A 20,125-nucleotide genomic window follows, 5' to 3' on the forward strand; every position below is an offset into this window, starting at 1 on the left:
GTGGGCCGACGGATCCACGCAACCTCGGCGACGCTGGGGGAACAACCCGAGATCACGGGGTTCCGGGTCGCGCTGGCGAACTTCACCGGCCCCTTCGATCTGCTGCTGCAGCTCATCGGACAGAAGAAGCTCGATGTCACGGAGGTGAGTCTCTCGCGGGTCACCGACGAGTTCATCGCCTACACGCGGGCACTCGGGGAGACCGCCGAGCTGGACGAGATCACCGAATTCCTCGTCGTCGCAGCGACGCTCCTGGATCTGAAGACCGCGCGGCTGCTGCCCCGGGGCGAGGTGGACAACGAGGAGGATCTGGCCCTCCTCGAGTCCCGTGATCTCCTCTTCGCGCGACTGCTGCAGTACCGTGCCTACAAGCAGGTCGCCGAGCTCTTCTCCACCTGGCAGCGGGGAGCACCGAGACGCTATCCCCGCGCGGTCAGCCTGGAGGAGCGCTTCGCGGAGCTGCTCCCACCGGTGGCGCTCGGTCACACCCCGGCGAGCTTCGCCGAGCTGGCGGCGGGTGTGTTCCGCCCCAGGGCGCCGGAGCTCGTCGGTACCGACCACATCCACAAGGTCGCCGTCTCCGTCCCGGAACAGGCCGGAAGGATACTCGACACCCTGCGGCTCGCCGGGGCGCAACACTGGCTCACCTTCGCGACACTGACCCACGACTGCTCCGTGTCGATGGAGGTGGTCGGCCGGTTCCTTGCGCTTCTGGAGCTGTACAAGGCGCAGGCGATCGGTGTCGAGCAGGAGGAGGCGCTGGGCGAGCTGCGGATCGCCTGGACCGGTATCGAGGTGGATCCCAGGGTGGTGGCCGCGGGCAACTGGGAGTGAGCGGATGCTGTGGCTCACCAGAAGCCGGTGTATCCGGCCTCGGTGGCTTCCGGGTCGAGTCGCAGGTAGTCGCGTATTCCGGGCATCGGTAGATCGACGAGCCCGTGCGCGGGCGCGGAGATGATGTGTTTGGCCAGTAGTCTCCGCCGGTACTGACCGACGTAGGCGGGGGACCGGTCCATCCGCGCGGCGATGTCGCTGGTCCGGCTCGGTCCGTCGTCAACGGCCATGGCGCGGACGAATTCCAGCTCCTTCGCCGACAACAGTCGCAGCGCGGGGCGGTGTACCATGCGTCCCACCTCGCCGAGTGCCCGGTGCCGGGCTCTCTCCACCGCATCGAGAGTGACGGCACCTTCCCTGTGCACCGCGAAGGCGTGGTATCCGATCAGCTGGATCATGTAGGGGTATCCGCGTGTCGCGTCGACCGCGGCGTCGAGCGCGTCGGCGGTGAACCTCCGTCCGGCCGCGGTCACGGGTACGTCGAGGGCGGCGCGGGCCTCGGTTCTGGTGACGGCACCGAGGATCGCGTGGTGTGCCCGCCGCAGGAACGTGATGGCCTCGGCGTTCAACAGTGCGTCGACGTTCTCCGGGAGTCCCGCCATGACGACGGCGACGGGACGTGCCTCCCGGAACAGGTGCTGGACCACGGTGGCCAACTCGCGGAGCTCCACGGCGGATCCCGGCCACACCTCATCCACCGTTATCAGGACACCGGTCCGATGGGGTGCGAGGATCTCGGTGAGGTCCGTCAGCTGCGACCGGAGTGACGGGGTGCGCGGGTGCCGGTCCCGGACGGTGAAGCTGGCCCCACCGATCCCTCCCGGGGCGGTCACGCCGTCGAGGAGCCTGGTCACCGACCGGGGATCGTGGGCCCGGAGAAGTGCAGGCAGGTGATCGGTGACCAGCCTGCCGATCAGGCCCTCCAGCGCGGTCTCGGCGATGGTCAGCCAGCCGAGTGTCTGCGCCCGGTCCTCGATCGCGTTGAGGAGGGCGGTCTTGCCCACGCCGCGCTGTCCGGACAGGAGCAGCGCGCGTGTCGGTGATCCTGGTCCCTCGTCGAGTCCGCGGGTGAAGGCCTCGAGGATATCGTCCCGTCCCACGAGGAGTTCCGGGGAGCTGCCGAAGGTAGGGGTGAAGGGGTTTCTCGCGGCTGGATCGGGCACGGTCCTCCTCGGACCGGTGGCCACCGCCACCACGGACTGTTGTTAAATCTGTTAAAACAACTCCCTGCACGCCGATCATAGGCCAGTTCCCCACCCGGGCCGGTGGGGGCGGTGGCGTGGTTGTGCTCACCGCCCGGTCAGTTCTCCGGGGTCGGAAACATCGTCTGTGTCAGACCCCGCCTTGTTCCTGCACCCCTTTTCGGGTGTTTTTACGGGTGCGGCGGTCCCGTATTCTCATTTCATGTCCTCCGTCACAGTTCCCGGCCCCGTCGTCACCGTCGATTGGTTGTCCGACCAGATCCACAACCGGGACTCGGACCTCGTAGTCCTGTGCGCCTCCATGGGGAACCCGGCGAAGAGCTCGGTGGGTGTGCCGGGTGCCCTGCTCGCTGATCTGGACGGCGATTTCTCGGACCATGATTCACCGCTGCCGCACACCGTCCCGGCGGATGTCCGTGACGTTTTCGAGACCCGGGGTATCTCGGACGGTACGGCGGTCGTGGTCTACGACCGTTTCGGCATCATGTGCGCGCCCCGGGTGTGGTGGCTCGCGAAGGTCGCGGGCCTGGACAACGTCGCCGTCCTCGACGGTGGTCTCCCGGCGTGGACCGGTGCCGGGTACGGGGTTGAACCCCTCGCTTCACCCACGCTCCGTGGAACGATAACCGCGACCGGACGCCCGGAACTCCTGGTCGGCGTATCCGGGGTGTCCCGGGCCCTGGCACGGAGCGCCTGGGAGGTTGTCGACGCCCGGAGTGCGGGCCGCTTCGCGGGCGTCGAACCCGAACCGCGTCCGGGACTGCGGGCGGGGCACATCCCGGGCAGCGTGAATATTCCGTTCACCAGGGTCCTCTCCGACGGTCGCATGCGCGCACCGGAGGAACTGGTGGACCTGTTCCGCAGTGTGGTGGGCGACGCCCGCCGACTCACCTTCAGCTGTGGTTCCGGGGTCACGGCGTGCGTGGATGCACTCGCCGCGGAGTGCGCGGGTTACCGCGACCTCACCGTCTACGACGGATCCTGGTCCGAATGGGGGAGTCCCGCGGCCTGCCAGCCGGTGGGACCCTGACCGGCGTCCCGGCACCGGTAGAGTGTCCCGGGTGAGTGAAACAGGTTCCCCGACACTGGCACCGGTGACTGCGCTGCGGTCCCAGATCGAGTCCATCCTCCTCGTCGTCGACTCCCCTGTCGGAGTCGACACCCTGGCAGGCGTTCTCGGCGCTGAAAGTGACGTCGTAACCGAGATCCTCGAGGAGATCCGCACCGAATTTGACGCGCGCGGCAGCGGATTCGATCTCCGCTCGAGCTCCGGGGGCTGGCGTCTCTACACCCGTCCCGCGAACGCCGGTGTCGTGGAGAAGCTGATCCTCGACGGCAGTCAGTCGCGCCTGAGCCGCGCCGCCCTGGAGACACTCGCCGTCGTCGCCTACCGTCAGCCGGTGACCCGCGCGCAGGTGTCCGCCGTCCGTGGCGTCAACGTCGACGGTGTGATGCGGACGCTGCAGCTCCGTGGGCTCATCCGTGAGGTTGACAGCGACGAGACGACCGGAGCCCACCGCTACGTCACCACGGAACTCCTGCTTGAGCTGCTCGGCATCGACAGTCTCGAACGACTGCCGGACCTGGCACCGTTGCTACCCGACGTCGACACCATCGACGAGGACTACTGACCGCCGGCATCCGGTTGGCCAGGGTCGAGAGAGACGAGGGTGAAGGTACCGTCGTGGTTCTCGAACGTGGCCCGGGTGTCCCCGGGGTAGAGCCCCAACTGGACAGGGCGGGCGCAGAGATCGACCTTTGAGCGGGCGTACTTCTTGATGATCGTGCGCCCGGACGGCTTCACGATGCCAAGCGCGTTGGAGTCCTCGAGCAGACCGCTCTCCGGGATGTCCTTGTGGGGGCCGTCGCCGAGGGTCCCGTCCACCGCCGTCCGTGGCTGGTGGGGACAGATGACGGTCATGCCCGTGGCACCGGAATCGTAGAGCGTCGCGGGCACGACCGAATCGGGGTTCATCTCCAGGGCCTTCAACAGGGGATCGCGACCGAAGTCGCACGCGCCGGCACCGAGACCGACGGCGGCGAGGATGATCGTCAGGAACGCCGAGGTGGGTCGGCAGAGCGGACGACGTGACACGGGCCCTCCTTTGTGGGGATGCCGCCCGTTTTTTCCGGATGGACGGCTGTCCGGTCCATTATCCCCCTTCGCGGTCGCTTTCGGGAGGATCGCCGGTTCTCCGGCGGTCGGTGTCAGTCGCCCGTGTGGGTCAGCCGGTTGATCCGGCGTCCGAGGGCGAGCACCGTCGCGCCGATCACGATGACGGTGACTCCGCAGGCGGTGAAGTAGATCCGCTCGGCCGCCGCATCATCCGGGTTGTAGAGCCTCGAGATCACGCCCGCCGCCGCGGTCCCGGCAGCCATGGTCAGGAAGTAGAGGGCCGAGAACCGCGTCCCGTAACTCGCGGGTGCCAGTGCGGTCGTCGTGGACATCCCCACCGGTCCGACGAGCAGCTCCCCACAGGTGATCACGAGTACCGCTGCAGCCAGCGCGAGGAACGGTGTGCTGCCCGGTCCACCGCCCACGAAGGGCAGGAGCACGAGCAGCCCGCATCCGGAGATGACGACTCCCACGGCCATCTTCGTCGCGGAGCCGACCCGGTTCCCGAGTGCGGCCCAGAGCAGTGCCGCAGGGCCGGACAGGATGAGGATGTACGCCGGGTTGAGCGACTGCGTCCAGGAAGCCGGGACCTCGTGCACGGTGCCGAAGATCTCCACCGTGCGGTCGAGGCGGATGTCCGAGTACACGGCGAACACACCGTAGGTCTGGTTCAGGACGGCCCAGAAGGCGGTGGAGGCGAGGAACACCGGGATGAATGCCGTGACCTTGCGTCGTTCCACCGCATCGAGCGAACCGTCGCGGAGCATCTGAGCGAACAATACGGCCGCGGCGCCGAGCGTGAGCGCGAGAAGCACGTTGGCGGCGGATCCGGCATTCAGCCAGCCGGTAGCGACCGCGACGGAGACAATGGCGGCGGCGCCCACTGCGACGGCGATGAGTCGCGGACGGGAGGACGGGGGCAGGGGATCGGTGGGCACGTCCGCGATGTGTCGGGAACGGGTGACGAGGTAGTTCGCGAGTCCCACGAGCATCAGTACGGCGGCTGCGCCGAATCCGTAGTGGAAGCCGCGTGAGGTCTGCAGCCAGCCGGTGAGCAGTGGTCCGAGGAGCGCACCTATGTTGATTCCGAGGTAGAAGATCTGGAATCCCGCATCGCGCTTGCCCTCGTCGTCGGAGAACGCGACACCGAGGACCGTGATCGCGGAGGCCTTCAGTGCACCGGAGCCGACCGCGACAGCGAGGAGACCTGCGGTGACGCCCGGTATTCCGGGAACCAGGGCGAGAACGAGATGGCCCACCACGAGGATGATGGCGCCGCCGAGAAGTGTCTTCTCCGCCCCGGTCAGCCGGTCCGCGACCCAGCCGCCACCCAGGGTGCAGAGATAGACCAGGGCACCGTACGCACCCATCAGTGCGGTGGCGTCGGTCCGGTCGATGCCGAGGCCCTCCTCGGTGGCGGAGTGGTATAGGTAGTACAGCATGATCGCCTGCATGCCGTAGAAGGAGAATCGTTCCCACATCTCCACCCCGGCCACGGAGACCAGGACCCGTCCCCGCCGAGGGTACGGGGTGGGCGCCGAGGGTGCCGTTGAACACTGTTCAAAAGTTGTCATGAAAAGGATTATCGGTGGATCAGGTGGCTGCGGACAAACGTGTCCGCAGTGAACGGGTACCCCCGTCGATAGCGGATGAATTGGCGGAACCCGACTCTGAAAGTCCCGTGTGAGGTCCCTGTGCGGGGGTTGGTCGGTATAGCTGATGTGACGGGAAGGTGAGCCGCGCCTTAACCTGGGAAAGCTCAGACCGGATTTCCGCGGAGGAGGGTTCATGACGTCAACAGTCGGCATTTCGGACGGAATCAACGACCGGACCCGCGCGGAGGCATCGGATGCCCCCCGCGTCGACGCGGACACGACTCCCCGGCAGTTGTTGTGGCGGTCGATGACAGCGCATCCGCGTCTCATGGTGCCCGCCCTGATCCTGTCCGCGATACACCAGATCGGCGAGATGGGTGTGCCGGTCATTGTCGGCCTGGCCATCGATCACGGCATCGCCGCCGGTGACGCGCGTACCTTCGTGCTTCTGCTGACGCTCCTGGCCGTTGATTTTCTCGTGCTGTCCACCGCCTACAGATACGCATCCAGGCTCGGTTGGATCTCCATGAACTACGTCGAACACGGGCTCCGCATGCGCCTCACCGACCGGATGCTCGACCCCCGAGGTCTCGGTGGTCCGCGCCGGCTCCCCGGAGAGCTGCTCGCGATCGCCGCGACAGATGTGCGCCAGGTCGCCATGAGCACGCAGGCACTGCTCTATCCGGTGGGCCAGATGGTCGGACTCATCTTCGGCGCGGCGATCCTCCTCCGGATCCACTGGCCGCTCGGTGTGGCGACGATTCTCGGGGCGTTGATCGTCTTGTTCGTCGCCGAGAAGGTCGGTGGTCCCCTGGCGAGCCGGTTCCGGGCACAGCAACAGGCCGCCGCGGAGGCTGCCGGTACCGCGGCGGACATGATGCAGGGGGTCCGGGTGATCAAGGGACTCGGTGCGGACAGCGCCGCCAACGCCCGCTACCGTGGACTGTCGCGGCGCGCTTTGTCCGCGACACTGCGCTCCGTCAACTCGAACGCGATCCTCACCGGATCGATGAGGGTCACCGGGGGACTGCTCATCGCGACGATAGCGGTGGCCGGTGCACTGCTCGCGGTCACCGGGCGGATCACCCTCGGCCAGATGATCACCGTCATCGGGCTCGCCCAACTGGTCACCGAACCGCTGAATTTCGTGGGGGACTTCGGTGCGGTTCTCTGGGCGACCGGAAAAGGCAGTGCCGACCGCGTTCTCGGGATACTCCAAGCGCCGAGGGTGTTCGCCGACACCGGCACCGACCCGCGGCCGCACGGGGAGGAGGTAACGACCCTCCAGCTCACCGTCCACGGGGACGCTCTGACGGTCGCCCCCGGTGCGTTGACCGTCCTCGACCTGTCCGCCTCCGAGGTCTCCCGGATCACCGACCTGCTCGCGATGACGGTGCCCGCGGAGCCTGGAATCATCAGGGTCGGCGGAGATGACCTCGCGAAAATCGATGTCGGCATCGTGCGCTCCCGGATCCTCGTCGCCCCACACCGGGCGCAGGTCTTCGACGGTACCGTCGGACGCAACATCGCGGAGGGGGCGGCTTCAGCCACCGACCATGTCGGATCGACCCCGGTGGTGGGTGTCGATTCGGCCGCGTTGGCCGCGGGGCTGGACGACATCATCGACTCCCCGGAGGGACTCGACACAGTGACCGGCGACTGCGGCGACCGGCTTTCCGGGGGACAGTGCCAGCGCGTGGCCCTCGCCCGGGCACTGGCAGCCGACGCGGACATCCTCGTTCTCGATAATCCGACCTCGGCGGTCGACTCGGTCACCGAAGCCAGGATCGTCGAGCGCATCCGCGCCCTTCGGTCCGGGCGGACGACGGTGGTGTTCACGGGTTCCCCCGCGTGGCGCGCCGCGGCCGATCATGTCGTCGGACCGGCGATCGTCGGGAACGGGGTGGCGTCGTGACCGGGGCCGGTGCGACCCCGCGTACCCGGTGTCCCGAGCCGGACGTCTCCGGTGCCGCCGGTGCACTGCACGTCGCCACCGGAGCCCAGGTCCGCCGCATCCTGGCCGCGGAACTCAAACCGCACCTCGTCCGGTTCTGCGCATCGCTGGTACTGCTCATCGCCGGATCCGCACTGGGACTCGTGACACCCCGGCTCATGGGCGGGTTGGTCGATCTCGTGCGTGACGGACATCCGCTGCTGGGACACACGGGTACGACAGCCGTCTGGTTCGCGGCGGGTGCCATGGCTGCGGCGGTGGTCGCGATGGCGGTGCTGACGGGATTCGGCTACGTGCTCATGGCGGGAACCGTGGAACGTGTCATCGCCTCCCTGCGGGAACGTGTCATCGCCGGTGGTATCGGGATGACCGCTGAACGCATCGAGGAGGTCGGGGTCGGGGATCTCGTCTCCCGGACGACCGACGATGTCGCGGAGATGACCCGGGCGGTCAACCAATCGCTGGCGTCACTCGCGATCGGGGGCTTCGCCGTTGTCGTCACCATCGTCGGAATGGCGCTCCTGGACTGGCGTTTCCTCGGTGTCGCGGTACTGCTTCTCCCGGTCTACGCCCTGTTCGTCCACAGGTACCGGAGGCACGCCCCGGACGCGTACCTGTGTCAGCGCATGGAGATGGCGCAACGGGCGTCCGGAATCCTCGCGAGCCTCCGTGGCCTGCGAACCGTGCGCGCATTCAATCTCCAGGCCTCCCGCCGGTCCGGGATCGGTGATCATTCCTGGCGTGCGGTGGAACTGGGGGTCTGGATACGGATCCTGATCAACCGGTTGTTCGGCGGGGTCAATCTGGCCGAATACCTCGGTATGTCCGGCGTCCTGGTGATCGGCTGGTTCCTGGTCGATCACGGCGAGGTCACCGTCGGAGTGGTGACCACCGCGGCCCTCTACTTCCTCAGGCTGTTCCAACCGATCGGGATGCTCGTCGTCCTCATCGACCCCCTCGCCTCCGCCGCCGCGTCACTTCGCAGGGTCGTCGGTGTCATCGTCGAACCGGACAGTCGCCCCGCGGAGCCTGCGGGGGTGGTCTCCGGGATTCCTGCCGGCACCGCACCGAGGTTACGGATCGAACACCTCACGTTCGGCTATCCGGGTGGTCGGACGGTACTCGACGACATCACCTCCGAGGTGGCACCTGGAACGGTGACCGCACTGGTCGGAGCCTCCGGTGCGGGGAAGTCGACACTCGGGGCGCTCATCGCGGGCTGTCGGCCGGTGGAATCGGGGCGGGTGGTGATCGGTACGACGGATGCGTCGACCCTGACGGCGGGCCAGCGGGCACGGGCGGTGTGTCTGGTGACCCAGGGAGCGCACGTCTTCGCCGGCACCCTGAGGGAGGATCTCCTGCTGGCCCGCCCGGGCGCGGATGACCCGGCGCTCGTAGACGCCCTGCGACGGGTCGGCGCCGGTGACTGGGTGGACGCCCTACCCGAAGGATTGGACACCGTCGTCGGGGAGCGGGGGCAGGTTCTCGGTCCGGTCGAGGCCCAGCAGGTGGCGCTCGCCCGGGTGCTCCTCATCGACCCTCCGGTGGTGATCCTCGACGAAGCGACCGCGGAGGCCGGGGCCGGGGGAGGTGCCGCCCTGGAGGAGGCGGCATGGAACGTGGTCCGTGGACGGACCGCGGTGGTCATCGCACACAGACTCGATCAGGCGGCACGCGCCGATGAGGTCTGGCTCATGGAATCCGGGCGGATAGTGGAGCGGGGCTCCCACCGGGAACTCGTGGAACAGGGCGGAGCTTACGCGGACCTCTGGGCCGCATGGTCTCTGGGACGGTGACGGAGCTTTCGTCCGCCACCGGTGAACGGATCACCTCCGCCGCGGGTGGTCGGCGTAGGTGATCCGGCTGGACCGGCGCGGGAGGTACCCACCTCCGGACCACCTGCGATGCGGGGTGCCGCGTTCCAGATCGGGGCCGGGTGGTGTGGCCGTGACACGGGGAGCGATTCCTCCGGAGCGACGCCCGTGGCCCACCGAACTGCGGGGTCACGCCCTGCCGTCGGCATGACCGGTGCGGCGAGATAGAGTTTCAGGTGTCCAGTGAACAACGTTCAACCCTGACGCGAGGACGCGATGACAGACACAGTCACCTTCGACCAGCAGCACATCTGGCACCCGTACAGTCCCACCCCGGCGGCGATGGATCCGCTGCCGGTGGCGTCGACCTCGGGCGTCAACCTCACCCTCGAGGACGGACGGACACTGATCGACGGGATGAGCTCCTGGTGGGCCGCGTGCCACGGACACGGCCACCCGGCACTGGTGGCCGCCGCTCACCGGCAGATCGACACGATGAGCCACGTCATGTTCGGCGGGTTGACCCACCGCCCCGCGGTCGACCTCGCTGAACGCCTGCTCCGGATCGCGGGTGAGCCGTTGAACAGGGTGTTCTTCTGCGACTCGGGTTCGGTTTCCGTCGAGGTGGCGATCAAGATGGCGCTGCAGTACCAGCGGGGGAACGGACACCCGGAGAGAAACCGGCTGATCACCTGGCGATCCGGCTACCACGGCGACACCCTCGGCCCGATGAGCGTGTGCGACCCGGACGGCGGGATGCACTCCCTGTGGGCCGGGACACTGACCGAGCAGATCTTCGCCCCGGCTCCACCCGTCCGGGGCTCATCGCAGGCACAGCGCGCCGACTACCTCCGGCAGATCGATGAGCTGATCGACGGCTCCGTCGCCGCCATGATCATCGAGCCCGTCGTGCAGGGCGCCGGGGGGATGCGGTTCCACGACCACGAACTCGTGGCGGGTGTCCGGGAGCTGTGCGACCGGCACGGGATTCTGTTCATCGCCGACGAGATAGCCACCGGATTCGGCCGCACCGGTGACCTGCTCACCACCCGGGCGGCCGGGGTACATGCCGACATTCTCTGTCTCGGGAAGGCACTGACCGGTGGATTCATGTCGCTAGCCGCGGTGCTCGCGACGGATGAGGTCGCCGCCGTGATCCAGAAACCGGAGGGGGGAGGGGCCCTCATGCACGGACCGACATTCATGGCCAACCCGCTGGCCTGCGCGGTGGGCTCCGCGGCCCTCGACCTGGTGGAGGGCGGATACTGGCGGGAGACCGTACCCCGCATCGACCGGGAACTGACCCGCGGGCTTGAACCGCTCCGGAATCTGCCGGGCGTCGCCGATGTCCGGGTCCTCGGTGCGATCGGAGTCGTGGAGATGAAACGCCCGGTGGACATGCACGCCGCGACGGACGCCGCCGTGGCCGCGGGCGTCTGGCTCAGACCGTTCGGACGGCTGATCTACACGATGCCCCCGTTCACCGCCACGACACAGGACGTCGCGGCGATCTGCACCGCGATGGCCGCCGCCGCGGAGGCGGGAGAGACCGAATGACCGTGCACATCATCACCGGGACCAACACTGACGTCGGAAAAACCATCGTCACGGCCGCACTCGCCGCACGACTGCACACCACCGGCCGCGCCGTCACCGTGGTCAAGCCCGCGCAGACCGGCGAGCCCGAGGGGCAGGGCGACCTGACCACGGTCCGCCGTCTGGTCGGTGACACCGTGACGACCGTCGGATTCGCCCGCTACCCCGAACCACTCGCACCGAATCTCTCCGCCCGGCGCGCCGGTCTCCGCCAGCTCGATCTCGCGGACACAGCCGCGAAGATCCGGGAACTCGACTCCGCGGACCGCACCGTGCTCGTGGAGGGGGCCGGAGGGCTTCTCGTCCGGATCGCCGACGACTGGACCATCGCGGATCTCGCCGTGGAGCTCGCCGCACCCGTCACCGTGGTCACCTCCCTCGGCCTGGGCTCACTGAACTCCGCTGAGCTCACGGTCGAGGCCGCGCGGCGCCGAGGCATCTGGGTCACCGGCCTCATCGGCGGGTGCCTGCCCCGTGACCCGGACCTCGCGACCCGGCTGAACCTCCGTGAACTGCCCGAGGTCACCGGTGTCCCGCTGCTCGGGTGCATTCCCCAGGGCTCCGGAAACCTCGCCCCGGAGGAGTTCGTCCGCGTCGCGGAGAACCTCGACGCGGGACCTTTCTCGAGGTGAAAATGGCGTCGGGGCGTCTACCGGGCTAGAGTTGGCCCGTTGTACAACCACATAGAAAAGGACACGATCACCGTGAACCAACCCGCTCGCCGAGACGGCACACCGGAGAAGAAGAAGCGCGCCGCTGACATCTACGTCTCCAAAGCCAAGCCGGCCCGCCACCAGCATGTCCGATCCGATCACGACCACCGCGCAGCCACCGTCGGCGACGCCGCCGGAGAAGGCGTCCGACTCCAGAAGGTCCTCGCCCAGGCGGGTGTGGCCTCACGGCGGATGGCCGAGAAACTCATCGACGCAGGTCGCGTCGAGGTTGACGGCCGCATCGTCACAACCCAGGGCATGCGCATCAATCCCAACACCGCCATCGTCCGCGTCGACGGCGCGAGGATCCGCGTCAACGAGGACATGGTCTACTTCGTGTTGAACAAGCCACGCGGAGTCCAGTCCACCATGAGCGACGACATGGGTCGGCCGTGCGTCGGGGACATCGTCGGCGAGAAGCTCGACGCCGGCCAACGCCTGTTCCACGTCGGGCGTCTCGACGCCGCCACCGAGGGGCTGCTGCTGCTCACCAACGACGGCGAGCTGGCGAACCGCCTCATGCACCCCAAATACGAGGTGTCCAAGACCTACATGGCCACGCTCGTCGGCGAAGCCGACCGTAAACTGATCAAGGAGCTCAAGGAGGGGATCGAGCTGGACGACGGCGTCGCACGCGCCGACTACGTCCAGATCGTCGACGTCCACCAGGGCAAGTCCATCGTCCGCATCGACATACACGAGGGACGCAAGCACATCGTCCGCCGTATGTTCAAGACCGCCGGTTACCCGGTGGAACGGCTGGTGCGCACCAAGATCCACACCGTGTCCCTCGGCGAGCAGACCCCGGGTGCGATCCGTGCCCTCAACAGCGCGGAGCTCGGCAGCCTGTACAAGGCGGTGGGAATGTGACGGCCGATCTGTCGAACATGCCCGACGGTGGCCTGATCGTCGCCGTCGACGGTCCGAGCGGAACCGGTAAATCCACGGTCTGCCGGGCACTGGCCACCCGCCTGGGGGCCCGCTACCTCGACACCGGTGCCATGTACCGGGTCGCCACACTGCACGTACTGCGGCAGGGGATCGACCCCACCGACACGGACGCGGTCATCCGGGCCACCGCCGATCTCCCGCTCGAGGTCAGTGACGATCCGACGTCGAACGCGGTACTCCTCGCCGGGGAGGACGTGTCCGGGATCATCCGCGGGGCGGAGGTCACCCGAAACGTCTCCGCCGTCTCCGCCATCCCCGAGGTCCGCGTCAACCTCGTCGAACTGCAGCGCAGCCTCGCACGTCGGGCACACCGGTGCGTCGTGGAGGGCCGTGACATCGGTACCGCGGTGCTCGTCGACGCACCCGTGAAGGCGTTCCTCACGGCCTCCCCGGAGGTGCGGGCGCAGCGACGCTTCGACCAGGACACCGCAGCTGGACGCGACACCGACTACGGCACCGTCCTCGCGGACGTGATCCGCCGGGACGAACTCGACTCCACCAGGGCGGCATCGCCGCTCACCCCGGCCGCGGACTCCGTGGTCGTAGACACCTCCGACATGACGCTGGAGCAGGTCATCGACCGTCTCATCCGGCTCACCGCGGACAGCGCAGAAAGGACGCGCTCATGAGCGACAGACAGCATTCCTCCCCCGATGACGAACCGGAGACGATGTTCGTCTACCACACGCAGGGTGGTGAGATGGACGCCGTCGGCGTATTCGCCGACGAGGACGTCGCCGCACCGCACGGTGGACACGCCGCCAAGGACTTCGATCCCGCCGAGTTCGGGGAACGCAACATCGACGAGGACGGAGACATCCTCGATCCCGAGTTCGACGACTCGGAGTTCGCCGACGCCGACTTCGGCGAGGACTTCGGTGACGAGGACTGGGAACGCATGGAGGAGGCCTTCGGCGTCGAGCGTCCCGAGCACGTCGAGGAGTCACTGTGCACGGTGGCCATCGTCGGTCGTCCGAACGTCGGTAAGTCGACACTGGTGAACCGGTTCATCGGTCGCCGTGAAGCGGTCGTCGAGGACTTCCCCGGCGTCACGCGTGACCGCATCAGCTACATGGGGGACTGGAACGGGCGCCGTTTCTGGGTCCAGGACACCGGGGGCTGGGACCCGGACGCCAAGGGCATCCACGGTGCGATCGCCCGACAGGCCGATGTAGCCATGGCCACCGCCGACGTCATCGTCCTCGTCGTAGACACCAAGGTCGGTGTCACCGAGACCGACGAGGTCATGGCCCGCAAACTCCAGCGCGCCGAGGTCCCGGTCATTCTCGTGGCCAACAAGTTCGACTCGGACTCCCAGTACGGGGACGTGGCCGAGTTCTGGTCCCTCGGCCTGGGCGATCCGTACCCCGTATCCGCCCAGCACGGCCGCGGCGGCGCCGACGTCCTCGACAAGGTCGTCGCCTCCTTCCCCGATGAGCCCCGGCAGAAGTCCATCGTCGAGGGCCCGCGTCGGGTCGCACTCGTCGGACGGCCCAACGTCGGCAAGTCCTCGCTGCTCAACAAGATCACCGGTGAGGAGCGGAGTGTCGTCGACAACGTCGCCGGCACCACCGTCGATCCCGTCGACTCCCTGGTGCAGCTGGACCAGAAGCTGTGGAAATTCGTCGACACGGCCGGCCTGCGCCGCAAGGTGAAGAACGCCCAGGGGCACGAATTCTACGCCTCGCTGCGCACGAAGAGTGCTATCGAGGCCGCCGAGGTCTGCATCTTCCTCATCGACGCCTCCGAGCCCATCTCGGAGCAGGACCAGCGCGTCCTCGGGATGATCATGGACGCGGGCAAGGCGGTCGTCGTCGCCTACAACAAGTGGGACCTGATGGACGAGGACCGGCGCCCCCTCCTCGAGCGCGAGATCGACCTGCAGCTGGCCCACATCCCCTGGGCGCGCCGCGTGAACATCTCCGCGAAGACGGGCCGTGCCCTCCAGCGCCTGGAGCCGGCGATGCTCGAGGCGCTCGAGTCCTGGGACACCCGCGTGTCGACGGGTCAGCTCAACACCTGGCTGCGTGCGGTCATCGCCCAGAACCCGCCGCCGATGCGCGGCGGCCGTCTCCCGCGGGTCCTGTTCGCCACCCAGGCGTCGACCCGCCCGCCGGTGATCGTGCTGTTCACCACCGGGTTCCTGGAGGCCGGATACCGGCGCTACCTGGAACGCAAGTTCCGGGAGGCGTTCGGCGGGTTCGAGGGCTCGCCGGTCCGTATCGCGGTGCGCGTCCGGGAGAAGCGCAAGCGCAAGTAGGCGCCGCCGACGTGTGAGAGGACCTGCCCGTTCGGGCGGGTCCTCTTCCGGTTCTGCGGCTCAAATTTTCAGTAACGTCTCACCTTCGCGGAGGGGAAGAAACGTGGGTTTTCAATAACTCTCAGCGTAATTCGAGGCTGAGGGCTTGAAACTTCGACCCGTTTTCAACTAAGGTTAATGATGACAGAATCAAACAGGCCCGCTATTTTCAATAGGGCTGCAACCGGACGTCAGGGAGTCACCATGAGCCACACCATCCACGAGAACCACGAGCACGAGCACGGCGAGAACTGCGGACACGAGGCCGTCAAGCATGACGACCACGTCGACTACATCCACGACGGGCACCGTCACCACCGCCACGAGGACCACTGGGACGAGTGCGTGGCGGTCTAGGCCCCTTTCCTGCAGTAAAGCCCCTCAGGCGGATATCGCCTGAGGGGCTTTGTGTTGTCGCGGACGGAAAGGGAGGAGGGGGTCGCGGACCGTGTGGGACGTCTAGAGGACCATCGCGGCGATCCATCCGGCCGCGAGGAGCGGCAGGTTGTAGTGGATGAATGTCGGGATGACGGTGTCCCGGATGTGGTCGTGCTGGCCGTCGGCGTTCAGTCCGGAGGTCGGCCCGAGGGTGGAGTCCGAGGCGGGGGAACCGGCGTCACCGAGGGCGCCGGCGGTGCCGATGATCGAGATGGTCGCCAAGGGCGAGAAACCCATCGACATGCACAGCGGAACATAGATCGCCGTGATGATAGGCAGAGTAGAGAACGACGAACCGATGCCCATCGTCACCACCAGCCCGACGACGAGGATCGCGAGGGCCGCCGCAGGCCGGTTGCCGCCGAAGAGGTTCGCGGCGGACTCGACCAGTGCCGGAATGTCGCCGGTCTCGGTCATGACGGCGGCGAAACCCTGTGCGGTGATCATGATGAAACCGATCAGTGCCATCATGCGCATGCCCGCGGTGAAGACGTCGTCAGCCTCATTCCACTTGACCGCGCCGGACGCCATGAAGATGGCCAGTCCCACCAGCGCACCGGTCAGCAGGGAATCCGCGTCGACCTCCATGGCGTTGATGACCAGCTGGATGATGAAGCAGGCGAGGATCGCGATGACCGAGACGATGATCTTGTACCGGGAGATCTCGCCGGAACCTGATCCGCCCGCGGAGTTCCGGGAGGACGAGTCGCGGACCTCGTCGGCGATGGGGATGTCCTCGTAGATCCTCGGCCTGCGGTACGAGACGAAGACCGCGGTGAGAAGGCCGGCGACCATGCCGAGCGCGGGGATCCACATGGCGCTCATGACGTTGATTCCCGTGGTGTCGAGGCCGGCGGCGTTGATGTTCCCCATCAGGATCGACTCGAGATAGATCCGGCCGAACCCGATCGGAAGGAACATGTAGGTCGTGACGAGACCGAAGGTCAGGACACAGGCGACCAGACGGCGGTCCATCCGGAGGGTATTCATGACGCGGAGCAGCGGGGGGATGAGCAGCGGGATGAAGGCGATGTGGACCGGGATGAGGTTCTGGCTCATCACCGCCATGGCCAGGATTCCGGCGATCAGCCCGTACTCGGTGACCGTCGCCGCCCGCTTCTGGGCCCGGGTCAACTCGCCGTCCAGACCGGCCGCGGTACTGCCGCCCGCGATTCGCCTGACCATCCAGTCCGCCAGCAGCTTCGGGAGTCCGGCGCTGGCGACCGCCATCGCGAAGGCGCCGAGGAGCGCGTACGACAACGCGATCGTGGCGCCGCCACCCAGTCCCTCCTGGAACGTGACCATGGTGTCGGTGAAGCCCAACCCGCTGATCACGCCGCCGACGACGGCGCCGATCAGGAGAGCGAGGACGACGTGTACGCGGAGTACCGCCAGCAGGAGCACCAGCATGACCGCTATCAGCACAGAGTTCATGTGGACAATACTAAGGTCACGTATCGGTCGGACTCATCATTGCCCCAGGTTTAGCGGCTCCCGCTCCGGGGAGTGGACCGTCATCGTGCCCGGCGCGCCCCCCTGTTCCACCGGGGGGGGGACGTTGTTGCCGGGGTGTTCCGGGGCCGGTGTCCCTGTAGTGGCACGGCGAAAACCCCGGTGGAGATCATCTCCACCGGGGTTCTTCTGGTCGGACTGACAGGACCTCACCCATTTCAGAGTCTCCGCAGTTCAGGGGGTTGCTTATAGGGCTCTAGCGGGGGGCGGGACTGGGCGAAATAAGTTATGCCGCATATTCGTTTTCCTGCCTTACCTGTCCTCACTCTAGGTTCCCGACGCGAAGGGGGAGCCCCCTGTGAAGGCCTCTGTCTCTGCCACCTACTGGTGATTCTCCTACATGTGACAGCAACCCGTCCGCGAGGCACGGCGACAGCACCCCCCTACATCCAAAGATGGACATGGCAAGTAAAGGAAGATTAGAGTCACCCCTGCCTGATTTCAGTCCCTCAACCCTAGGATGCGAACAATCATGATCTGCCCCAAGTGCTCCGGCGATAATATTTCCATCGAACTGACCCAGGTGGGAGGCCGGACAGCCAAGCATGGAACCGGGCTTGGGGGCCACATAAACAACATGGCACGCGGAACAATGGCTGTGTGCACTGTCGGAATATCCAACCTAGTCTGGAAAAAGTCGGAGGGCACGGAGAAGGCGAAGTTCAAAAGCCAGAAGGTCGCCCTCTGCCAGGACTGCGGCAAGCACTGGAAGGTCAGGTGGTAGTACCGCAGCCGAGACACCCGCGCACTACATATAGACATTTAGTGCGGGAAATGTGGGATATATAGGGGTAATTCCCTCAACCCTCGCGCGTAGAAAAGTCCAACACCGGAGGGGCTCGTAGGGGAGAGGGCGGGATGTCCTTTTGGGGAGCGGAACATCCACCGGCCTTGCTCGACTACTCCCCGAAGTTCGACCTGAACCCTAAAACGCATATCGTGGTTTATTCTCGCGTTGAACCACCTCAGACGACCACAGGCCTGCCTGAAGAGTTCTAGGCCGTTCTAGATCAACTCTCGCATGAAGTCGTTTACATAACCACAGATCAGAGCGTCGTGGAAATGACGAAATTCGAGAGGTCTACCGCTGTTTTCGCACCCACCCGCCGCTGGCATGTAAGTGGCTTGCATCCTCTAGCTTTCCCGTCTCCCGCCAGAACTTGCACCACTTTCTCGATGTGTGTCAGTTCGACCCCCTCGACGCTCAATGCGGCTACACGCTCTCTCTCGACGCGCACCACAAGTACGACCTCCAGGCTTCACACAGCACGACAACACGGCTATCGCTCCAGCGTCACGGCCGGAGTGGAGGGGGGAGTGGTCCGCCGGGTGCCAACCTTGTGCCAACCCTCAGAGTAGGTTGGCACAAGCATTTGCTCAGTTCAAAAGGGGTAAAGGGGGAGACCTCGCCAACCTGCCAACCTCAGCACAAATATGCGCTCTACATATATGGTGTCTTAGTTTTTCTATTTAATGTGATATTTTCCAAAAGGTTGGCATGAGGTGGCCCCTGTCACATAGATGGTAGGGGTAATGCTCGCCTACGACTCCTAAGTCGCAACAGATAGATAGACCGGCGGGTGTGGCAACCACAGTTGGGAGGTTCTGCGTAAGGATCTGTGGTGGCCTGTCACCCGCCCTACAGGGGGTCGACCAGACAGTTTCTCCCGCCATGTGTAGACGTAGCCTAGAAGGTAACCGCGTGGAAAACTGTACGTAGTCAAGTCATTTGACTTGATTAGATCGAGTTTAATGAACTCATTGATCATTTCTTACCCTTTTGGCACGACGGAATCGTTGACCAAGCCGATCATTTAATTCGGCCGGTCTGCGTTCACCTTGAGGTAGACATCTGGAATCGTCTTCACGTCACTTTGCCCTAGCAGCCTGCCTATCTCAGCCGGGGTGGCTCCCGCCTCGGCCAACTTCATGGTCGACCAGCTACGACCGCTGTGAGGGGTGAACTCCCGCGTCACCCCCGCCTTCTTACGCGCGGTGTCGAACGTGGAACGAAAACTGGTGTCGAACATCGTCAGTCCCCTCTTGGTCGCCATGACTGGGGCGGTGGGGGAGTTCTCAACACGGGTGTCCATGTGCTCGATGAACTCGTCTACCCGCATGGAGAAAAATCGGCACCGTCCGCCGTCCTGCCACGGTCTTCGGCCCCTCGGCCCGTAGCATTTCCGTCTTCCTGGTCTCCGAGTTGACCACCCGCTGGAGCGTAGCATTGACGTGGACCTCAGCCGTGCCGTTCTCGCGGATGATCGTCACGCCCTCACGCCTCAGTGCCGGCATCTCGCCAATTCTCAGCCCGTGGTGCAGACAGAGCACGGCTTCCAATTTCAACTGCGCTGGGAACTGCTCGACAATGGTGGCGATCTCTTCATCAGTGGGGAGCTCCTTCTCCTTCGCTACCGCTGTCCCAGCTTCTCGAGTGAGAACGGGATTAGCCTCGATCAGGTCACGCTCCAGGGCCTCACTGAACGCCGCTCTGAGTCGGTTGTAGCCGTTGGCGTTAGTCGTCGGGTGTCGGGGAACTGTGACTCGATAGCGGTATGCCAGACCACCACATCCGCCCTAGTGATCTTGGCTATCGGGATGTCTTTCAACGGCCCGGCCTCACCTTCGACCTCAGTGATCCCGCGTTCGGGTGATCCGCCGGTAAGCCTGCAATGTCGTCACGCGGGCAAGCTCTCCGGTCTTACGGCTGCGACGGCGGGGAAGGATTTCGTCATGGAACTGGGGCAGTCACGCCTCAGTCGTCATCGTGTTCTCGGCTTCTTGTTCGGCTTTCCCCAGCGACGGGTCAATCCACATGTCGGGAATTCGCGGGCTATGGCTTTGGGCTACTCACGGGCCTCCGTGGAACCGGTGAAGGTCCTAGAGATCCGTCTACCGGTCACCGGGGCACGGTAAACAGCCTTATATCCGGACCGAACTTCAATGCTCCCGAAGGGGACGTTCTCTAGATGTGCCATACAGGTTCAAACCCTCTTTTCGCCCTAAGGCTCAGAGTCAGGGGTCACGGGGGTCAAAAACTGTCTCTTTGTGTCCTATGGTGTCCAACTGACCTTGCGGACAAAAACCCTATTTGACATGCA

The 20,125-nt window shown here is 65.8% G+C and carries 17 protein-coding genes; 12 read left to right on the forward strand and 5 right to left on the reverse strand.

From position 1 onward, the window contains the following. Positions 1 to 834, forward strand: coding sequence for a segregation and condensation protein A (locus JDV75_RS03345; protein ID WP_248094785.1), 834 nt, complete (start codon positions 1 to 3; stop codon positions 832 to 834). A 14-nt stretch (positions 835 to 848) separates the two neighbouring features. Here JDV75_RS03345 and JDV75_RS03350 read toward each other — a convergent pair whose 3' ends face one another. Beyond that, positions 849 to 1,997: an AAA family ATPase gene (locus tag JDV75_RS03350; protein ID WP_198737847.1), complete on the reverse strand. Its 1,149-nt coding sequence runs from the start codon at positions 1,995 to 1,997 to the stop codon at positions 849 to 851. A 241-nt stretch (positions 1,998 to 2,238) separates the two neighbouring features. Here JDV75_RS03350 and JDV75_RS03355 point away from each other — a divergent pair, with 241 nt between their 5' ends. Then, on the forward strand, positions 2,239 to 3,066 hold the full coding sequence (locus JDV75_RS03355) for a sulfurtransferase (protein WP_198737848.1): 828 nt from the start codon (positions 2,239 to 2,241) through the stop codon (positions 3,064 to 3,066). Positions 3,067 to 3,097: 31 nt separating this feature from the next. Continuing rightward, positions 3,098 to 3,667: an SMC-Scp complex subunit ScpB gene (scpB, locus tag JDV75_RS03360; RefSeq protein ID WP_336244284.1), complete on the forward strand. Its 570-nt coding sequence runs from the start codon at positions 3,098 to 3,100 to the stop codon at positions 3,665 to 3,667. On the opposite strand, the gene JDV75_RS03365 is transcribed toward scpB, so the two are convergent. Together JDV75_RS03365 and JDV75_RS03370 are read right to left on the reverse strand one after the other, a co-directional pair. Next, positions 3,661 to 4,131: a hypothetical protein gene (locus tag JDV75_RS03365; protein WP_198737850.1), complete on the reverse strand. Its 471-nt coding sequence runs from the start codon at positions 4,129 to 4,131 to the stop codon at positions 3,661 to 3,663. The genes scpB and JDV75_RS03365 overlap by 7 nt on opposite strands. Before the next feature lie 113 nt (positions 4,132 to 4,244). After that, entirely contained in the window at positions 4,245 to 5,726 is a 1,482-nt protein-coding gene (locus JDV75_RS03370; protein WP_198737851.1) for a peptide MFS transporter, read from the reverse strand. A 214-nt stretch (positions 5,727 to 5,940) separates the two neighbouring features. Between JDV75_RS03370 and JDV75_RS03375 the strand changes: the two genes are divergently transcribed. The 8 genes from JDV75_RS03375 to JDV75_RS03410 all read left to right on the forward strand — a co-directional run bounded on the left by JDV75_RS03375 (position 5,941) and on the right by JDV75_RS03410 (position 15,431). Beyond that, positions 5,941 to 7,662 (forward strand): ABC transporter transmembrane domain-containing protein, encoded by a 1,722-nt coding sequence (locus tag JDV75_RS03375; RefSeq protein WP_198737852.1) that lies wholly within the window; start codon positions 5,941 to 5,943, stop codon positions 7,660 to 7,662. After that, complete coding sequence (locus tag JDV75_RS03380) at positions 7,659 to 9,497, forward strand: ABC transporter transmembrane domain-containing protein (protein ID WP_198737853.1); 1,839 nt, start codon at positions 7,659 to 7,661, stop codon at positions 9,495 to 9,497. The genes JDV75_RS03375 and JDV75_RS03380 overlap by 4 nt, the downstream gene beginning before the upstream one ends. 294 nt (positions 9,498 to 9,791) lie before the next feature. Continuing rightward, entirely contained in the window at positions 9,792 to 11,072 is a 1,281-nt protein-coding gene (locus tag JDV75_RS03385; RefSeq protein ID WP_198737854.1) for an adenosylmethionine--8-amino-7-oxononanoate transaminase, read from the forward strand. Then, a complete protein-coding gene (gene bioD / locus JDV75_RS03390) occupies positions 11,069 to 11,743 on the forward strand; it encodes a dethiobiotin synthase (RefSeq protein WP_198737855.1) in 675 nt (224 codons plus the stop codon). Before JDV75_RS03385 ends, bioD begins: the two co-directional genes overlap by 4 nt. 72 nt (positions 11,744 to 11,815) lie before the next feature. Then, positions 11,816 to 12,694, forward strand: coding sequence for a pseudouridine synthase (locus JDV75_RS03395; protein WP_198737856.1), 879 nt, complete (start codon positions 11,816 to 11,818; stop codon positions 12,692 to 12,694). Positions 12,695 to 12,711: 17 nt separating this feature from the next. Beyond that, positions 12,712 to 13,404: a (d)CMP kinase gene (gene cmk, locus JDV75_RS03400; protein WP_198738427.1), complete on the forward strand. Its 693-nt coding sequence runs from the start codon at positions 12,712 to 12,714 to the stop codon at positions 13,402 to 13,404. Further along, positions 13,401 to 15,035, forward strand: coding sequence for a ribosome biogenesis GTPase Der (gene der, locus JDV75_RS03405; protein WP_198737857.1), 1,635 nt, complete (start codon positions 13,401 to 13,403; stop codon positions 15,033 to 15,035). Before cmk ends, der begins: the two co-directional genes overlap by 4 nt. Positions 15,036 to 15,278: 243 nt before the next feature. Continuing rightward, positions 15,279 to 15,431, forward strand: a complete 153-nt coding sequence (locus JDV75_RS03410; RefSeq protein ID WP_198737858.1) for a zinc transporter permease — start codon at positions 15,279 to 15,281, stop codon at positions 15,429 to 15,431. A 102-nt stretch (positions 15,432 to 15,533) separates the two neighbouring features. On the opposite strand, the gene JDV75_RS03415 is transcribed toward JDV75_RS03410, so the two are convergent. Beyond that, the gene (locus tag JDV75_RS03415; RefSeq protein WP_198737859.1) at positions 15,534 to 16,946 is read right to left on the reverse strand and encodes a Na+/H+ antiporter family protein; all 1,413 of its coding nucleotides are present in this window, start codon (positions 16,944 to 16,946) and stop codon (positions 15,534 to 15,536) included. Positions 16,947 to 17,496: 550 nt separating this feature from the next. On the opposite strand from JDV75_RS03415, the gene JDV75_RS03420 reads away from it, so the two are divergent. After that, on the forward strand, positions 17,497 to 17,748 hold the full coding sequence (locus JDV75_RS03420) for a hypothetical protein (RefSeq protein WP_198737860.1): 252 nt from the start codon (positions 17,497 to 17,499) through the stop codon (positions 17,746 to 17,748). 1,090 nt (positions 17,749 to 18,838) lie between these two features. Here JDV75_RS03420 and JDV75_RS03425 read toward each other — a convergent pair. Continuing rightward, the gene (locus JDV75_RS03425; protein WP_198737861.1) at positions 18,839 to 19,144 is read right to left on the reverse strand and encodes a tyrosine-type recombinase/integrase; all 306 of its coding nucleotides are present in this window, start codon (positions 19,142 to 19,144) and stop codon (positions 18,839 to 18,841) included. Between the last annotated feature and the right edge of the window lie 981 nt (positions 19,145 to 20,125).

This window comes from Corynebacterium meridianum, assembly GCF_016342265.1.
GTDB classification, from domain to species: Bacteria; Actinomycetota; Actinomycetes; order Mycobacteriales; family Mycobacteriaceae; genus Corynebacterium; species Corynebacterium meridianum.

Coding starts and splice junctions, on each gene's coding strand:
- JDV75_RS03355 (WP_198737848.1), top strand. CDS start 2,239: ATGTCCTCCGTCACAGTTCCCGGCCCCGTCGTCACCGTCGATTGGTTG.
- JDV75_RS03370 (WP_198737851.1), bottom strand. CDS start 5,726: ATGACAACTTTTGAACAGTGTTCAACGGCACCCTCGGCGCCCACCCCG.
- JDV75_RS03375 (WP_198737852.1), top strand. CDS start 5,941: ATGACGTCAACAGTCGGCATTTCGGACGGAATCAACGACCGGACCCGC.
- JDV75_RS03385 (WP_198737854.1), top strand. CDS start 9,792: ATGACAGACACAGTCACCTTCGACCAGCAGCACATCTGGCACCCGTAC.
- bioD (WP_198737855.1), top strand. CDS start 11,069: ATGACCGTGCACATCATCACCGGGACCAACACTGACGTCGGAAAAACC.
- cmk (WP_198738427.1), top strand. CDS start 12,712: ATGCCCGACGGTGGCCTGATCGTCGCCGTCGACGGTCCGAGCGGAACC.
- der (WP_198737857.1), top strand. CDS start 13,401: ATGAGCGACAGACAGCATTCCTCCCCCGATGACGAACCGGAGACGATG.
- JDV75_RS03410 (WP_198737858.1), top strand. CDS start 15,279: ATGAGCCACACCATCCACGAGAACCACGAGCACGAGCACGGCGAGAAC.
- JDV75_RS03415 (WP_198737859.1), bottom strand. CDS start 16,946: ATGAACTCTGTGCTGATAGCGGTCATGCTGGTGCTCCTGCTGGCGGTA.
- JDV75_RS03420 (WP_198737860.1), top strand. CDS start 17,497: ATGATCTGCCCCAAGTGCTCCGGCGATAATATTTCCATCGAACTGACC.
- JDV75_RS03425 (WP_198737861.1), bottom strand. CDS start 19,144: ATGCGGGTAGACGAGTTCATCGAGCACATGGACACCCGTGTTGAGAAC.